10 protein-coding genes are annotated in these 15,040 nt (G+C 74.7%); 9 read left to right on the forward strand and 1 reads right to left on the reverse strand.

The window, feature by feature from the left end; all coding sequences use genetic code 11:
• Positions 1–6 precede the first annotated feature (6 nt).
• The 3 genes from ABD324_RS27545 to mftE all read left to right on the forward strand — a co-directional run bounded on the left by ABD324_RS27545 (position 7) and on the right by mftE (position 5,823).
• Positions 7–3,216 (forward strand): oxidoreductase, encoded by a 3,210-nt coding sequence (locus ABD324_RS27545; protein ID WP_344423319.1) that lies wholly within the window; start codon positions 7–9, stop codon positions 3,214–3,216.
• Positions 3,213–5,048: a mycofactocin system FadH/OYE family oxidoreductase 2 gene (locus ABD324_RS27550; RefSeq protein WP_344423322.1), complete on the forward strand. Its 1,836-nt coding sequence runs from the start codon at positions 3,213–3,215 to the stop codon at positions 5,046–5,048. Before ABD324_RS27545 ends, ABD324_RS27550 begins: the two co-directional genes overlap by 4 nt.
• A 79-nt stretch (positions 5,049–5,127) precedes the next feature.
• Positions 5,128–5,823 carry a mycofactocin biosynthesis peptidyl-dipeptidase MftE gene (gene mftE, locus ABD324_RS27555; RefSeq protein WP_344423325.1) on the forward strand — a complete coding sequence of 232 codons (696 nt, stop codon included), beginning with the start codon at positions 5,128–5,130 and terminating at the stop codon, positions 5,821–5,823.
• A gap of 191 nt (positions 5,824–6,014) precedes the next feature.
• Here the strand turns inward: mftE and ABD324_RS27560 are convergent, their stop codons facing one another.
• On the reverse strand, positions 6,015–7,166 hold the full coding sequence (locus tag ABD324_RS27560; RefSeq protein WP_344423328.1) for an alkaline phosphatase family protein: 1,152 nt from the start codon (positions 7,164–7,166) through the stop codon (positions 6,015–6,017).
• A gap of 353 nt (positions 7,167–7,519) precedes the next feature.
• Between ABD324_RS27560 and mftF the strand changes: the two genes are divergently transcribed.
• The 6 genes from mftF (at position 7,520) to ABD324_RS27590 (ending at position 14,975) form a co-directional block, all read left to right on the forward strand.
• A complete protein-coding gene (gene mftF / locus ABD324_RS27565; protein ID WP_344423331.1) occupies positions 7,520–8,953 on the forward strand; it encodes a mycofactocin biosynthesis glycosyltransferase MftF in 1,434 nt (477 codons plus the stop codon).
• 273 nt (positions 8,954–9,226) lie between these two features.
• A complete protein-coding gene (locus ABD324_RS27570) occupies positions 9,227–9,739 on the forward strand; it encodes a (2Fe-2S)-binding protein (protein ID WP_344423334.1) in 513 nt (170 codons plus the stop codon).
• Positions 9,740–9,749: 10 nt separating this feature from the next.
• Positions 9,750–12,218: a xanthine dehydrogenase family protein molybdopterin-binding subunit gene (locus ABD324_RS27575; protein ID WP_425565915.1), complete on the forward strand. Its 2,469-nt coding sequence runs from the start codon at positions 9,750–9,752 to the stop codon at positions 12,216–12,218.
• A complete protein-coding gene (locus ABD324_RS27580) occupies positions 12,215–13,066 on the forward strand; it encodes an FAD binding domain-containing protein (protein WP_344423340.1) in 852 nt (283 codons plus the stop codon). Before ABD324_RS27575 ends, ABD324_RS27580 begins: the two co-directional genes overlap by 4 nt.
• Before the next feature lie 105 nt (positions 13,067–13,171).
• Entirely contained in the window at positions 13,172–13,906 is a 735-nt protein-coding gene (locus ABD324_RS27585; protein ID WP_344423343.1) for an SRPBCC family protein, read from the forward strand.
• 82 nt (positions 13,907–13,988) lie between these two features.
• Complete coding sequence (locus ABD324_RS27590) at positions 13,989–14,975, forward strand: P1 family peptidase (protein ID WP_344423345.1); 987 nt, start codon at positions 13,989–13,991, stop codon at positions 14,973–14,975.
• The last annotated feature ends 65 nt before the right edge of the window (positions 14,976–15,040 follow it).

The following is a 15,040-nucleotide window of genomic DNA, read 5'->3' on the forward strand; positions in this document are numbered from 1 at the left end:
GAAGGGGTGGCCGTGCTGGGGGATCCGGTTCCGATCGGCTCGCGCCGGGCCCCGTCACGCGTCCTGTTCGGACCGCACGTCACGAATCTGGGGCGCGGACGGACGTTCTCCGAACGCCATGCCGCCTACTACGCGGAGCGGGCCGCCGGTGGGTGCGGGGTGATCGTCTGCGAGACGGCGTCGGTGCACCCGTCGGACCGGCCGTACGAACGGGCGCCCGTGCCCGGCTGGGCCGGCCTGAAAGCGGCGTGCGGCGACGCGCTGGTGCTGGCCTCCTTGGGACACAGCGGATCCCAGGGCACCTCGGCCTTCACGGGGCAGGCGCTGTGGGGGGCGTCGCGGGTGCAGGACGTGGTGTCCCGCGAGGTCCCTTCCGTCATGGAGCCCGTCGAGATCGACGCGCTCGTGTCGTCCTTCGCCGCGGCGGCGGCACGCGCCGTCGAGGACGGGCTCGACGGGGTGGAGGTCAACGCGGGCCAGCACTCCCTGCTCCGCCAGTTCCTCTCGGGCCTCACCAACACCCGCTCCGACGCCTACGGCGACGACCGCACCCTGCTCCTCCGCGAGGTGCTCACCACGGTCCGGGCCGCGGTGGGGGACGCGGTCGTGGGCCTGCGCCTCGGCGCCGACGAGCTTGCCCCCTGGGCCGGCATCACCCCGGACCTGGCCGAGTCCTGGTTCCCCCCGAGGCCCTGGTTTCCCGCGGGGTCCTGGTTCCCCCCGGGGCCGCACGACGACCCGGCGTCGAGCACCCACGACCCGGCCCCGCCCCCCCGCGAGTCGGCACTTTTCGACCCGCGAGTCGGCACTTTCGGTAGTCCGCATGTGCGATCCCGGTCGTCCGGTGGGCCTGTCGGGTCAGTCGGCCGAGGTGACGTCGGGGGTGCCGGGCGGGGCGGCATCGGGGTGGCCGTCGCCCGGGGCGAGGACGGCGCCGCCGGACCGGGCAGTGCCGGAGCGCCCGCGAGCCTCGCCGGGCTCGTCGACTACCTCGTGCCCGTCCGTGGGTCCGGGCTGTCGGTCTCCGCCACCCGGCCCGACTCCCACACCCCGCCGGGCTTCAACCGCGACCTCGCCCGCCGCTTCCTCGGGCGCGGGATTCCCGTTGTGCTGCAGGGCAGCGTCGTCGACCCGGGGATGGCGGCCGAGGCCCTGGACGAGGGCTTCGCGATGGTGGAGATGACCCGGGCGCAGATCGCCGATCCGCGGCTCGTCGCGCACGTCCGCGCCGGGACGCCCGAGCGGATCCGCCCCTGCACGCTCACCAACCAGCACCGGGCCCGGGACCCGCGCAACCCGCTGATCACGGACGAGGCGGAGCCGCGCTCGGGCCACGAGACCCTGGACCCGCCGCTGCCTGTCGACCCGCTGTCTGTCGACCCGCTGTCTGTCGACCCGCTGTCTGTCGACCCGCTGTCTGTCGACCCGCTGTCTGTCGACCCGCTGTCTGTCGACCCGCTGTCTGTCGACCCGCTGCCCGTCGAGCCGCTGTCTCTCGAACCCCTGTCGGACGGTGCGCTGCCCGCGGAGCCGCTGCCCGCCGACCGGCTGTCCGCGGAGGCGCTGTCCGTCGACCGGCTGTCCGCGGAGCCGCTGTCCGTCGACCGGCTGTCCGCCGAGCCATTGCTCGCCGACCCGCTGCCCGCCGACCCGCTACTCGACGCCACTCCGTTCGAGGCCCCACTAGGTGACGCCCCGCCGGTCGCCGAGCCGCTGTCCGCCGGCCCACCGCTCGCCGCCTCCTCGCTCGCCGAGCCGCTGCCCGCCGACCCGCTACTCGACGCCCGGCGCCCCGTCGACCCCCCGGCGGCCGAACCGCTGTCCGGTGACCTGCGACCCCGGGCGCCGGCCGCCCCCGGGCATCGACGCGGGTCGCGGTTGCCCGGCGAGGCGCCGGTGTTCGTCGTCGGCGGTGGTCCGGCGGGGTTGGAGGCCGCCCGGACCGCGGCGCTGATGGGCCGCCGCGTGGTCGTGTGCGAGCGCTCTATGCAGCTCGGGGGCGCGCTCCGGCTCGCCGCGCTGCTCCCCGGGCGGGAGCGCTTCGGGCTGCTCGTCGACTGGTGGGAGCGAGAGCTCGCCCGGCTCGGGGTGGAGGTGCGGCTCGGCACCGCGGTGACCGCCGCCGACCTCCATGATCGGCGGTTGGGCGGGATAGGTGCCGATATTGGCACTTATCCCGCCGAGGCGGCGATCATGCTCGTCGCGACGGGGTCGATCCCCTCGCCGCCCACCTTCGCCGTCGGCGAGGGCGTGCTGGTGGTGCACGCCGCGGAGTTCGAGTCGGCTGTGCTGGCGGGGGCGCCGTCGGGGGGCGCCGATCGCGGTCCCGATCGGGCGGCGTGCGCGGGCACCGGACACCGCTCGCCGAGCGGAGCAGCGAGCTCACCGGTGACGGAAGCCGAGGGCTCACCGCCACCGGAAGCGGCGGGCTCACCGCCACTGGGAGGAGCGGGCTCACCGGTGATGGGAACGGCGGGCTCACCGGACACGGGAGCGACGGGCTCACCGCCACCGGCAGCGGCGAGTTCACCGCCACTCGGAGGTGCGGGCTCACCGGACACGGGAGCGGCGGGCTCACCGCCGACGGGAGCGGCGAGTTCACCGCCGATGGCGGCAGCGGGCTCACCGCCGACGGCGCGAGAGGTCACGAACCGCACGGACGGCGGGACGAGCGCGGAGGCGGCGGATCGATCGCGGCCCGGCTCACCCCTGGCGCGTCCCGGACCGTCCATGCCCCACCGCCTCTCCGCCGTGCTCCCGGCCGGCGCCCGGGTCGTCGTCCACGATCCGGTCGGGGACTGGACGGGCGTCGGGATCGCCGAGCAGGTCGCCGCCGCCGGGTTCGCCTGCGCGCTCGTCACCCCGGACGCCGTGCCCGGCACCCAGCTCGCCCGCACCGGGGACCTCGCTGCCGCGACGGCCCGGCTCGAGCGCGCCGGCGTCGAGCGGGTGCGGTTCTCCCGGCTCCGGTCCGTGGGCGGCGGCTCCGCGCTGGTCGTGGACGTCCACCACGGCGCCGCCCGCGCGATCCCGTGCACGGTCGTGATCGACTGCGCCCACCGCCTGCCCGACGAGACCCTGGACGGCATGCGCGTCGGCGACTGTGTCGCGCCCCGCACCGTGCACGAGGCCGTCCGCGAAGGGCGGCGCGCCGCTCAGCGTCTGTGCAGCTCGGCCGGGGGGTCGAGGAAGGACTCGCGGGAGGTGTGGGGGTGAGGGTGGTGTTCACCGCGCATCTCACGGGGTTCGCGCAGGACGGCCTGCCGACGGCGCGGCACGCGGCCTACTACGCGGCGCGGGCGGCGGGTGGGGCCGAGCTGGTGATCACCGAGGAGCAGTCGGTGTGCCCGGACGACCGGCCGTACGAGAAGCTCGTGCGGGGGCACGATCCGGCCGTCGTGCCCGGCTACCGGGCGATCACCGACGCCGTCCACGCCCACGGCGCGCGGATCCTCGCCCAGCTCAACCACAACGGCCCGCAGTCGAGCGGGATGTACTCGCGTGAGCCCGTCCGGGGGCCCTCGGCGGTGCCAGACCCGATGTTCCGCGAAGTTCCCGTCGCCATGATGAAAAAAGATCTGGACGATGTCACAGCTGGATTCGCCCTGGTCACGAAGCATTGCGTCGCCGGCGGGTTCGACGGTGTGGAGATCCAGGCGTCGCAGGCCTCGCTGCTGCGCTGCTTCCTGTCGCCGGCGACGAACCGGCGCACCGACCGCTACGGCGGGCCGCTGGAGAACCGGGCGCGGCTGCTGCTCCGCGTGGTCGCCGCCGTCCGCGAGGAGCTCGGGGAGCGCACCCTCGGTGTCCGCATCGCCGCCGGCGAGGGGATCGAGGACGGCACCACGCTCGACGACGCCGTCGCCCTCGCCCGGATGCTCGAGGCGACCGGGCAGGTGGACCTGATCAACACCACCGTCGGGGTGGCGACGGCCTCGCTGCACCTCGTCGAGCCCTCGATGCACACCCCGCACGGCTACGCAGGCCCCGCGTCCGCCGCGATCCGCGGCGCCGTGCGCATCCCGGTGATCGCGACCGGCCGGTTCACCGAACCCGCGCACGTCGAGCGCGCCGTCGCGGAGGGGCTCGGCGACCTGATCGGCGTCGCCCGGGGGCAGATCGCCTCGCCGGACTTCGCGACGACGAGGACGCGGGCCTGTGTGGGCTGCAACCAGGAGTGCGTGGGGCGGGTGGGGCTCAACCGGCCGATCGCCTGCGCCGTCAACCCGCGGGCCGGGCGGGAGGCCGAGCCGCTGCCCGCGCCCGGGATCCCGAAGCGGGTGGTGGTGGTCGGGGGCGGGCCGGGCGGGCTGCGGGCCGCCGCGACCGCTGCCGCCCGCGGTCATCGCGTGACCCTGTTCGAACGATCCCCGCAGCTCGGCGGGGCTCTGGCCCTCGCTGCCAGCGCTCCGGGGCGCGGCGAGCTCGCGTCCGTCGTCCGCGATCTGGAGGCGGAGTGCCGGGCGGCCGGGGTCGATATCCGGACCGGGGTGACGATCACCGCTCGGCAGACCGACCTCGCGGAGGCGGACGTCGTGGTCCTGGCGACGGGGGCGCGGCCGTCCCCCCGACCGGGGACGGTCGACGTCCGCGACGTGCTGGACGGGCGCAGCTCGCCGGCCGGCCGCGTCCTCGTGGTCGACGAGCTGGGGACCGCCGACGCCACGTCCGTCGCCGAGCTGCTCGCCGCGCGCGGCTGCGGCGTCGAGATCGTGACGCCCGCGATGGTCGTCGGGCAGGACCTCGGGCTCACGCTCGACCGCGAGGGCTTCCGCCGCCGCGCCCACGCCGCCGGGATCCGGCTGGGCACGGACCTCGTCCTCACGGGTGTCGACGGCGGCCTGGCGCGGCTGCTGCACCATCCCACCGGGAGGATCGAGGAGCGAGAGGTGGACGCGGTCGTGTGCGCGGCGCCGGGCGAACCCCGGGACGGGTTGTGGGTGGCGCTGCGTGACCGCCCGGGGGTGCACCGGGTCGGCGACTGCCTCGCCCCCCGCCGGATGGACGCGGCGATCCGCGACGGAGAGCGAGTGGCGGTGAACCTGTGAAGCCTGAGAGTGATATCCACCTGTGGAGCGTTCCTGTGGACAACTCGATCCGTGCAGGTCAGACGTGAGAACGGACGCGTTGACCTGGCCCGATCTGCGCGACGATCCACCGCGGACGGTCATGATTCCGCTCGGCTCGGTGGAGCAGCACGGCCCGCATCTGCCGCTGTCCACGGACCTGCGCGTGGCCGAGCACGTTGCGTCCGGACTGGAGTCGCGGCGCCCGGAACTCGTGCTCGCGCCGGGGCTGCCGTACGGCGCGGCGGGGGAGCACGAGGGGTTCCCCGGGACCGTCTCCATCGGACAGGAGGCGCTGCGGCTGGTGCTCGTCGAGGCCGGCCGGTCGGCCTGCCGCTGGGCTGCGCGGCTGGTGTTCGTCAACGGGCACGGTGGGAACGTCGGTGCGCTCGTCGAGGCGGTGCGGCTGCTGCGGTACGAGGGCCGGGACGTCGCGTGGCTGCCCTGCGCGGCGCCCGGGGTCCGGGGGGACGCGCACGCCGGCCGGATCGAGACCTCGCTGCTGCTGGACCTCGATCCCGCTGCGGTGCAGGTGGACCGGGCCGAGGCCGGAGCCACCGCGCCCTTACGGGAGCTGTTGCCGGTGATGCGGGAGGGCGGGGTCGAGGCCGTGAGCCCGAACGGTGTGCTCGGGGATCCGGCCGGCGCCTCGGCGGAGGAGGGCGCGGCGCTGTTCGCGGCCATTGTGGACGCCGGGGTGCGGGCGATCGACGGATGGGCGCCGGACGCGGAGACGGGGCGGCTGGCCTGGTCCTGAGCCGGCGGGCGCGACCGGGTGTGTGTTGTCGGACCGCCGGCCCTGTTCGATGGCGGGCTCCGCCCGCGTGCCGAGCCACGGGGTGCACGCCGGTCCCGCCGCCGGATCCGAGGACGACAGCTGCGTGTCCGTCGCCTGCGTGTGTTTCGGCCTACCGAAAGTGCCGACTCGCGGGGTGGGGTGGCCGTGGGCTACGTCGTGGTGATCAGGAGGGGGACCAGCTGTTCGGCGGGGGTGAGGGAGCCGTGCTGGCCGGGGAGGGTGGAGAGGGTCGGTTCCGCCACCGAGCGGATGATGCCGGCGGTGCCGCGGGCCGCGGCGACGACGTCGCCGATGCGGGGGATCAGTGCCGGCACGACCGGGCCGAACCAGCCCTCGGCGATCGCCTGGTCCCGGGGGAGGACCCACGCGTCGTCGCGGAGCATCTCGCGCCAGGCGGCGAGGACCTCGGCCTCGGCGCCGGGCCGGGTGTAGACGTGCCGGGCGCGCGGGTCCCCACCGAGGAGGTCGACGCCCAGCTTGAGCTCGGGGATCTCGTCGGCGTCGTAGCGGCGGGTCATCGTGACCATGCCGTGGTCGCCGGTGACGGCGAGGAGCGAGCCGGGCGCCAGCTGCTCGGCGATCGTGGAGACCAGCCGGTCGATCATGCGGAGCTGGAAGCGCCAGGCCGTGCTGCCGGGGCCCTGGACGTGGCCGAGGGCGTCGAGGTCGGCGTGGTAGCCGTAGCAGAGGGCGGGACCGTCGGTGTCGAGCGCGGCCACGATCCCGGCGGCGAGATCGCCCATCCCGAGCACGCCCTGGTAGCGGCCGCCGCGCAGGGCCGCGCGGGTCAGGCCGGAACCGCGGAACGCGCTGGGGCCGACCGAGGTGACCTTCACCCCGGCCGCCGCGGCCCGCTCCAGCGCCGTCGGGGCGGCCTGGAGCTGCTCCGGGGGCACGCTCTCGCGCAGGTCCACGGCGTTGGGGAAGCCGGGGCCGGTCCAGTGCAGCGAGTCGAGCAGGGTGTCCGGTGCGGCCCGGAACGAGATCCCGACGACGCCGTGCGCGCCCGGCGGCAGCCCGGTGCCCAGCGAGGTCACGCTGATCGAGGTGCTCGACGGGAAGCCGACCGTGAGCGGATCGCCGCCGGCCATCGAGGTGAGGAAGGGCGCGTCGATCGCGTGGGCGGCGAGCAGGTCGGCGCCGAGCCCGTCGATCAGCAGGACGGCGGCGGCCCGGACCGGCGGGAGCGTGATCGCCGGCGGCGGGCCGGGCACCCCCAGCGCGGCGAGGACGGCGGGGAACACCTCCGCGAGGGAGCGCTCGCCGTAGCGCGGGAGCAGCGGTCCGGAGTCGTCAGGCACGGACGGAAGATCCCACGGCCCTGGTCGGCGCCGCCGAACGGGCCGTGTTGTCGGGGGTCGACCCAGGTCGTGGGGGAGCTGTCGGGACAGCCGCTCGGTGTTCGCCGGAGCTCTCGGTGCTGCGCATTCTGCGGCTGCTCGACGAGGTCCGCCGCGAGCTGGGCGTCCGCCCGCGGGTCGTGAGGCTGCCGGCCCGGCCCGGCCGCTGACGACAGTAGAGGCGTCATCGCCGTTGCGGGGAGGACGTGGCGGGCGGACGTCGCAGATGTGTGTTTCGGCCTACCGAAAGTGCCGACTCGCGGGTTCGGGGTCGGTGGGGGTGAGGAGGGGGTCGGGCGTGTGAGGATCGTCGGGTGAGCGGGACGGTGCCGGACGGGATGCGGGTCGTGCTCGACCGGCGGGTGCGGCGGTTGGCCGGGCGGGACGGTGGGGCGTCCCTGCTCGGTGGGGCGCCGCCGCGGCTCGTGCATCTCTCGGCCCGGGCACAGCAGGCCTTGGGGGACGGCAGCGAGCTGACCGTCGCCGACCCGCTCACCCGGGCGCTCGCGCGGACCCTGCTGGACTCGGGGCTCGCACATCCCGCCCACCCGCTGCCCGCGGGGCCCGGACCCGCGGATGTCACGGTCGTCGTCCCGGTGAAGGACCGGCCGCTCGACCGGCTGCTCGCCGCGCTGCCCGGGGACCTCGGCGGGCTGGTCGTGGTCGACGACGGCAGCGCCGATCCGGAGCCCCTCGCGGCCTTGGTGAAGGCGGCGCACGGATCGGTGATCCGGCACGAGACCTCGCGCGGGCCGGCGGCGGCGCGCAACGCCGGCCTGCGGGCGGCCACCACGGACCTGGTGATGTTCCTGGACTCCGACGTCGTGCCGCAGGCGGGCTGGCTCGAGCCGCTGCTCGGCCACCTCGCCGACCCGGCGGTGGCCCTGGTGGCGCCCCGGATCGTCGCCCTGCCGCCGGTGTCCGGCGCGATCGGGCGCTACGAGGCCGTGCGGTCCGGCCTGGACCTCGGGCCCGATCCGGCGCTGATCGTGCCGCGCAGCCGGGTGGCCTACGTGCCCAGCGCCGCGATGCTCGTCCGGCGCGAGGTCGTGCTGCCCGGGTTCGACGAGGACCTGCACGTCGCCGAGGACGTCGACCTGGTGCTGCGGCTGCACGCCGGCGGCGCCCGGCTCCGCTACGAGCCCGCCTCCCGGGTCGCCCACGACCACCGTACGTCTCCCCGGGACTGGTTGGCGCGCAAGGCTTTCTACGGCACCGGTGCCGCACCGCTCGCCGCCCGCCACCACGGTTCGGTGCCCCCGATGGTGCTGAGCCCGTGGACGGCGGCGGCCTGTGCGGTCCTGCTCCTGCAGCGGCGCTGGTCGGTCCCCGTCGCGGCGGTGATCACGGCGATCGCCGCGGAACGGTTGTCCCGCAAGCTCCCCAAGCTCGCGAACCCCCGCGCCTCGGCACTGCGGCTGGCGGGCCTGGGCCTGGGCGGCGCGGTCTACCAGGTCGCCAACGCGATGCTGCGCCACCACTGGCCGCTCGCCGCCCTGATGGTCCCCTTCTCCCGCCGCGCGCGCCGGGCCGTCGTCGCGGCCGCCGTCGCCGAGGGGCTGGCGGACTGGTGGACGCGCCGCGCGCACGATCCCGCCGTCCGCCCGGACCCGCTGACCCACCTGGTCGCCCACCGCCTCGACGACCTGGCGTACGGCGCCGGGCTCTGGTGGGGCGCGTGGCGGCACCGGTCCGGGGCCGCCCTCCGCCCGATCGGGCCCCCCGTCCGCAGTGGTCCGAACGGGTGAGATCGCTGGATCGGTGAGGCCGCGTGTGCGGGCCCGTCGAGCCGTCCGCTCCGCGGGTGCGGAACGATCGCGGCGGGCGGTCGGACGGGTGCGGTGATCGGCCCGCCACCAGGGAGGTCGGCCCGCCCCGACCGCCTTGCGACGGTCGAAGATCGGGAGTGTGATGTGCTCGCCGCCACACTCTCGGCAGTGTTTTGTCAGTGGTTTTGTCCGTGGCGGCCGGGACGTCATTCGTGCCGACGCGACCACCACCGCGGTTGGGAGAAGAAGCTCATGGCAGAGGTCCGGGTCACCGTCGACGGCGTGAACTACGCCGACGAGGTCGAGCCCCGCATGTTGCTGGTCCAGTACCTCCGGGAGCGGCTCGGCAAGACGGGCACCCTCATCGGCTGCGACACCAGCAACTGCGGTGCCTGCACCGTCCACCTGAACGGGCAGAGCGTGAAGTCCTGCTCGGTGCTCGCGGTCCAGGCCGACGGCGCCGAGGTGCTGACGATCGAGGGCCTGGCCCGGGGCGAGGACCTGCACCCCGTGCAGAAGGCCTTCAACGAGTGCCACGGCCTGCAGTGCGGCTACTGCACGCCCGGGATGATCATGGCGGCCGTCGACCTGCTGGGCGACAACCCCGATCCGGACGAGCACGAGGTGCGCGAGGGCATCGAGGGCAACCTCTGCCGCTGCACCGGGTACCAGAACATCGTGCGGTCCGTGCAGCGTGCGGCGCAGATGATGAAGCCGGGGGCGACCGCGCCCACGGAGCAGCCGGCACCGGTGGCAGGGGACTGACATGACCGCCATTGCTGACACCACCGCCCTCGAGTTCGGCAGGTCGCGTACCCGCAAGGAGGACGCGCGGCTGATCACCGGCCGGACCCGCTACACGGACTCGATCACCCCGGCCGGGACGATCTACCTGCACGTCGTCCGGTCGCCGATCGCGCACGCCACGATCACCGGCGTCGAGGCGTCCGCGGCCCGGTCGGCACCCGGTGTCTTCGGCGTCTACACCGCCGCGGAGCTCGGTGCGACGGAGATCGGGCTGCCGCACGTCTGGCCGTTGACGCCTGCCGAGAAGGCCCCGCAGCGCCCGCTGCTCGCGAGCGACACCGTGCACTTCGCCGGCGAGGGCGTCGCGATCGTGCTCGCGCGCTCGGCGGCCGAGGCCCGCGACGCGGCGGACCTCGTCGAGGTCGACTACGAGCCGCTCGACCCGGTGCTGGACATGGAGGCGGCCGTCGCCGACGGCGCGAACCTCGTCCACCCCTCGCTCGGCTCCAACATCAGCGACGTCTGGGTGTTCGACGCGGGCGCCGCCGGCACCGGCGGCAGCGTCGACGAGGCGATCGCCGCGGCGGAGGCCGACCCCGACTCGGTCGTGGTCCGGCGCCGCTTCCGCCAGCAGCGCCTCATCCCGGCGTTCATGGAGCCCCGGTCCGCGGTCGTGGACCCGACCGGTGAGCAGATCGTCTTCTACTCGGCGACCCAGGTGCCGCACGTGCTGCGCACCATGACCGCCGTGACGCTGGGGATCCCGGAGAGCAAGCTGCGCGTCGTCGCCCCGGACGTCGGCGGCGGCTTCGGCGGCAAGCTCTCGGTCACCCCCGAGGAGATGCTCTGCGTGCTGGCCGCCCAGAAGACGGGCAAGCCGGTGAAGTGGACCGAGACCCGCTCGGAGTCGTTGCTGGCCGCGCACCACGGGCGGGACCAGCTGCAGGACATCACGATCACCGCCAAGAAGGACGGCACGGTCACCGGCCTGGACGTCCGCCTCCTGGCGGACATGGGTGCCTACCTCGAGCTGGTCGGGCCCGGCGTCCCCGTGCTGGGGGCGTTCATGTTCAACGCCATCTACAAGATCCCGGCGTACAAGTTCACCTGCACGACCGTCCTCACCAGCAAGACCCCGACCGGCGCCTACCGCGGGGCCGGTCGCCCGGAGGCGACGTTCGCGATCGAGCGGATCATGGACGAGCTCGCGGTCGAGCTCGGCCGCGACCCGCTGGAGCTGCGCAAGCAGAACTGGATCCCGCACGAGGAGTTCCCGTTCACCACCGTCGTCGGGCTCACCTACGACTCCGGGAACTACGAGCAGGCGACCGACCGGGCCGTGGAGCTCTTCGACTACGCCGGGCTGCGGCGCGAGCAGGAGGAGCGTCGGGCGCGGGGTGACCGGGTCCAGCTCGGGATCGGCATCTCGACCTTCACCGAGATGTGCGGGCTCGCTCCCTCGCGGGTGCTCGGCTCGCTGAGCTACGGCGCGGGCGGCTGGGAGGCCGCCAGCGTCCGGATGCTCGCCACCGGCAAGGTCGAGGTCGTGACCGGCTCCTCCGGGCACGGCCAGGGCCACGAGACGGCGTTCAGTCAGATCGTCGCCGACCAGCTCGGGGTGCCCTTCGAGGACATCGAGATCCTGCACGGCGACACCCAGGTCTCGCCCAAGGGCCTGGACACCTACGGGTCCCGCTCGCTCGTCGTGGGCGGCATCGCGATCGTCAACGCCTCGAAGAAGGTCGTCGAGAAGGCGACGAAGATCGCCGCGCACCTGCTCGAGGCGGCCGAGGAGGACATCGAGTTCGCGAACGGCACCTTCACCGTCCGCGGCACGGGCCAGGGCAAGGCGATCCAGGAGATCGCCTACGCGGCCTTCACCGCGCACGACTACCCGGAGGGCATCGAGCCTTCCCTGGACTCCGACGCCGTCTACGACCCGGAGAACTTCTCCTACCCGCACGGCACGCACCTGGCGGCGATGGAGGTCGACACCGAGACCGGACGGGTGCAGCTGCGCCACTACGTCTGCGTCGACGACATCGGCAACGTGGTCAACCCGCTCATCGCGGAGGGCCAGGTGCACGGCGGCCTCGCCCAGGGCATCGCGCAGGCGCTGTTCGAGGAGGCCAACTACGACGACCAGGGCACCCTGGTCAACGGCACCTTCGTGGACTACACGCTGCCGTCGGCGGCCGACCTGCCGGGCTTCACGACCGAGATCGTGAGCACCCCGGCGACGTCGAACCCGTTGGGGGTCAAGGGTGTCGGCGAGGCCGGCACCATCGCGTCGACGCCGGCGATCGTCAACGGCGTGATCGACGCGATCCGACACCTCGGCGTCACCGAGGTCGAGATGCCGACGACGTCGCAGCGGGTGTGGCGGGCCATCCAGGCGGCGCAGGGGCGCTCCACCCAGGAGACCCCGATCGACACCCACTCACCGGGCGCGGGCCTCGGCTCGATCGACCCCAACAACCCCCAGGGGGAAGTGTGATCCCGGCGAAGTTCGACTACGTGCGGCCCGCCTCCGTGGCGGAGGCCGTGCAGGCACTCGCCGACGGCGGCGACGACGCCAAGATCCTCGCCGGTGGGCAGAGCCTGCTGCCGGTGCTGCGGCTGCGCCTCGCGGCCCCGTCCGTGGTCATCGACCTCGGCGGGATCTCCGAGCTGCGGCAGATCTCCGACGACGGGGACCGGATCGCCATCGGCTCGATGGTGCCCCACCACGATGTCATGCGCGACGACCTGGTCAAGGAGCACGTCACGCTGCTGTCGCAGGCCACGTCCACGGTCGCGGACCCGCAGGTCCGCCACCGCGGCACGCTCGGTGGCGCGCTGGCCCACGCCGACCCGGCGGGCGACCTCGGCGCGGTCGCCCTGGCGCTCGAGGCCGAGTTCGTGATCGCGGGCGCCGGTGGCACCCGCACGGTGGGGGCCGCGGAGTTCTTCCAGGACTACTTCACGACGGCGATCGGCGAGGGCGAGGTCCTCACCCAGATCCGGTTCCCGAAGTACACGGGCTGGAAGAGCCACTACGAGAAGTTCAACCGCACCGCGCAGGCGTGGTCCATGGTGGCCGTCGCCGTGGCGCTCAAGGTGGACGGTGGCACCATCGCCGAGGCCCGTGTCGGCCTGACCAACATGGGCACCACGCCGATCCGGGCGACCGGGGTCGAGCAGGCGCTGGTGGGTCAGCAGGCCACCGCGGACGCGGCGAAGGCGGCCGCCCAGCACGCCACCGAGGGCACCGCCGCACCGAGTGACGCGGATGCCGCGGCGGACTACCGTGAGCACCTGGCACGGGTGCTCACCGGCCGAGCGGTGCTGGCCGCGGCGGGCTGAGCGGGACTTCGAGACGGCGGACGCCCACCCGGTGACCCCGGGTGGGCGTCCGGCCGTCTCAGACGGGGCCTGCACCGCGGCCCCACGACGAGGAGACTGGAACTCATGCAGCTGGAGAACAAGTTCACGATCGCCGCGCCCATCGACGAGGCGTGGGCGGCGATGAACAACCCGGAGACGGTCGCGCCCTGCTTCCCGGGCGCCACGCTGACCGAGTACACCGGTGACTCGTTCACCGGCCTGGTCAAGGTCAAGCTGGGGCCGATCTCCCTGACCTACAAGGGCAAGGGCACCTACGTCGAGCGGGACGAGGCGGCCCACAAGGTCGTCATCGACGCGTCCGGGCGGGACTCGCGCGGCAACGGCACCGCGAACGCCAAGGTCACCGGCACCATGAAGGCGGACGGGCCGGACAAGACCGAGATCACGATGGCCACCGACATGACGATCACCGGGCGGCCGGCGCAGTTCGGCCGCGGCGTGATCTCGGACGTGGCCGACAAGATCATCGGCCAGTTCGCCTCCTGCCTGGCGGACAAGCTGGCGGACAAGGGCGCCCCCGCCGACGCGCCGGCCGAGCCCGAGACGGCGGCCAGCACGAACGGCGCCGCGGCCGCGCCCACGCCGTCGGCCACCGCCCCCACCGCGGCGGCGGCCCCGAAGCCGGCGGCGTCGTCGCAGCCGACCCGACCGACCGCCCCGCTGTCCAGCAGCGTCGAGGCGATCGACCTGCTCGACACGGCGGGTGCGCCGATCGTGAAGCGCCTCGTCCCGGTTGCCGGGGTGCTGGGTGTGCTGCTGGCGATCTTCGTGATCGTCCGGCGGCTGCGCGCCAGCTGATCCCCACCGAACGGACGGCGCCCCCGCTCACCTTCCGGTGAGCGGGGGCGCTCGTCGTCGCGACAGCTGCGAGGATCCGTTCATGCGCGCCGGACCGCACAACGCCCTCACCGACGTCGCGGGGCTGCGCGTCGGCCACGCCGCGCTCACCGGGGAGGGCGCGCTCAGCGGGACGACGGTCGTCGTCTGCCCGCCCGGTGGGGCCGTGGCGGGGGTCGACGTGCGGGGTGCGGCGCCGGGCACCCGCGAGACGGACCTGCTGGTCCCCGGGAACACCGTGGACCGGGTGCACGCGATCGTGCTCTCCGGCGGGAGCGCCTACGGGCTGGCGGCCGCGCAGGGCGTGATGGAGCGGCTCGAGGCCGCGGGCGAGGGGTTCCCGGTGCCGGGCGGCGTGGTGCCGATCGTGCCCGCCGCGGTGCTCTTCGACCTCGGCCGCGGCGGACGGTTCGACGCCCGGCCGACCGCGGAGACCGGCGCCGCCGCGTACGGCGCCGCGACGGACGGGGCCGTCGCGCAGGGGGTCGTGGGGGCGGGGACCGGGGCCGTGGCGGGCGGGCTGAAGGGCGGGATCGGCACCGCCAGCGTGGTCCTGGACGACGGGACGACCGTCGCCGCGCTCGTCGCCGTCAACGCGGTGGGATCCACGGTGCACCCGCGGACCGGCCTGCTGCACGGCGCGGCGAAGGGTCTGCCGGGCGAGTTCCCGCAGGTGGAGGGCACGGTTGTGGCAGAGCCGGGGAGTCCGTCGCCGGGAACCGCGACCTCGTTGGCGGTGGTCGCCACGGACGCCACGCTCGACAAGGCGGGCTGCGGGCGGCTCGCCACCGTCGCCCACGACGGCTACGCCCGGGCGATCGACCCGGTGCACACGATCATGGACGGCGACACGATCTTCGCGCTGGCCACCGGCACCCGGCCCGCGCCGGGGCCGGAGGGCCTGTTCGCCCTGCACGCCGCGGTCGCCGACGTGGTCACCCGGGCGATCGTGCACGGCATGCTCGCGGCCACCGCCGTCACCACCCCCGGGGGTTCGTGGCCGGCGTTCGGCGCCCCGGCCCGGGGCTGAGCCGACGCCGGGCCGCCCCGTCGCCGGTCCGCCCCTGTCGCCGGTCGCATTGTGCGCGAATCGGG

The organism is Pseudonocardia ailaonensis (assembly GCF_039531635.1).
Taxonomy (GTDB): Bacteria; Actinomycetota; Actinomycetes; order Mycobacteriales; family Pseudonocardiaceae; genus Pseudonocardia; species Pseudonocardia ailaonensis.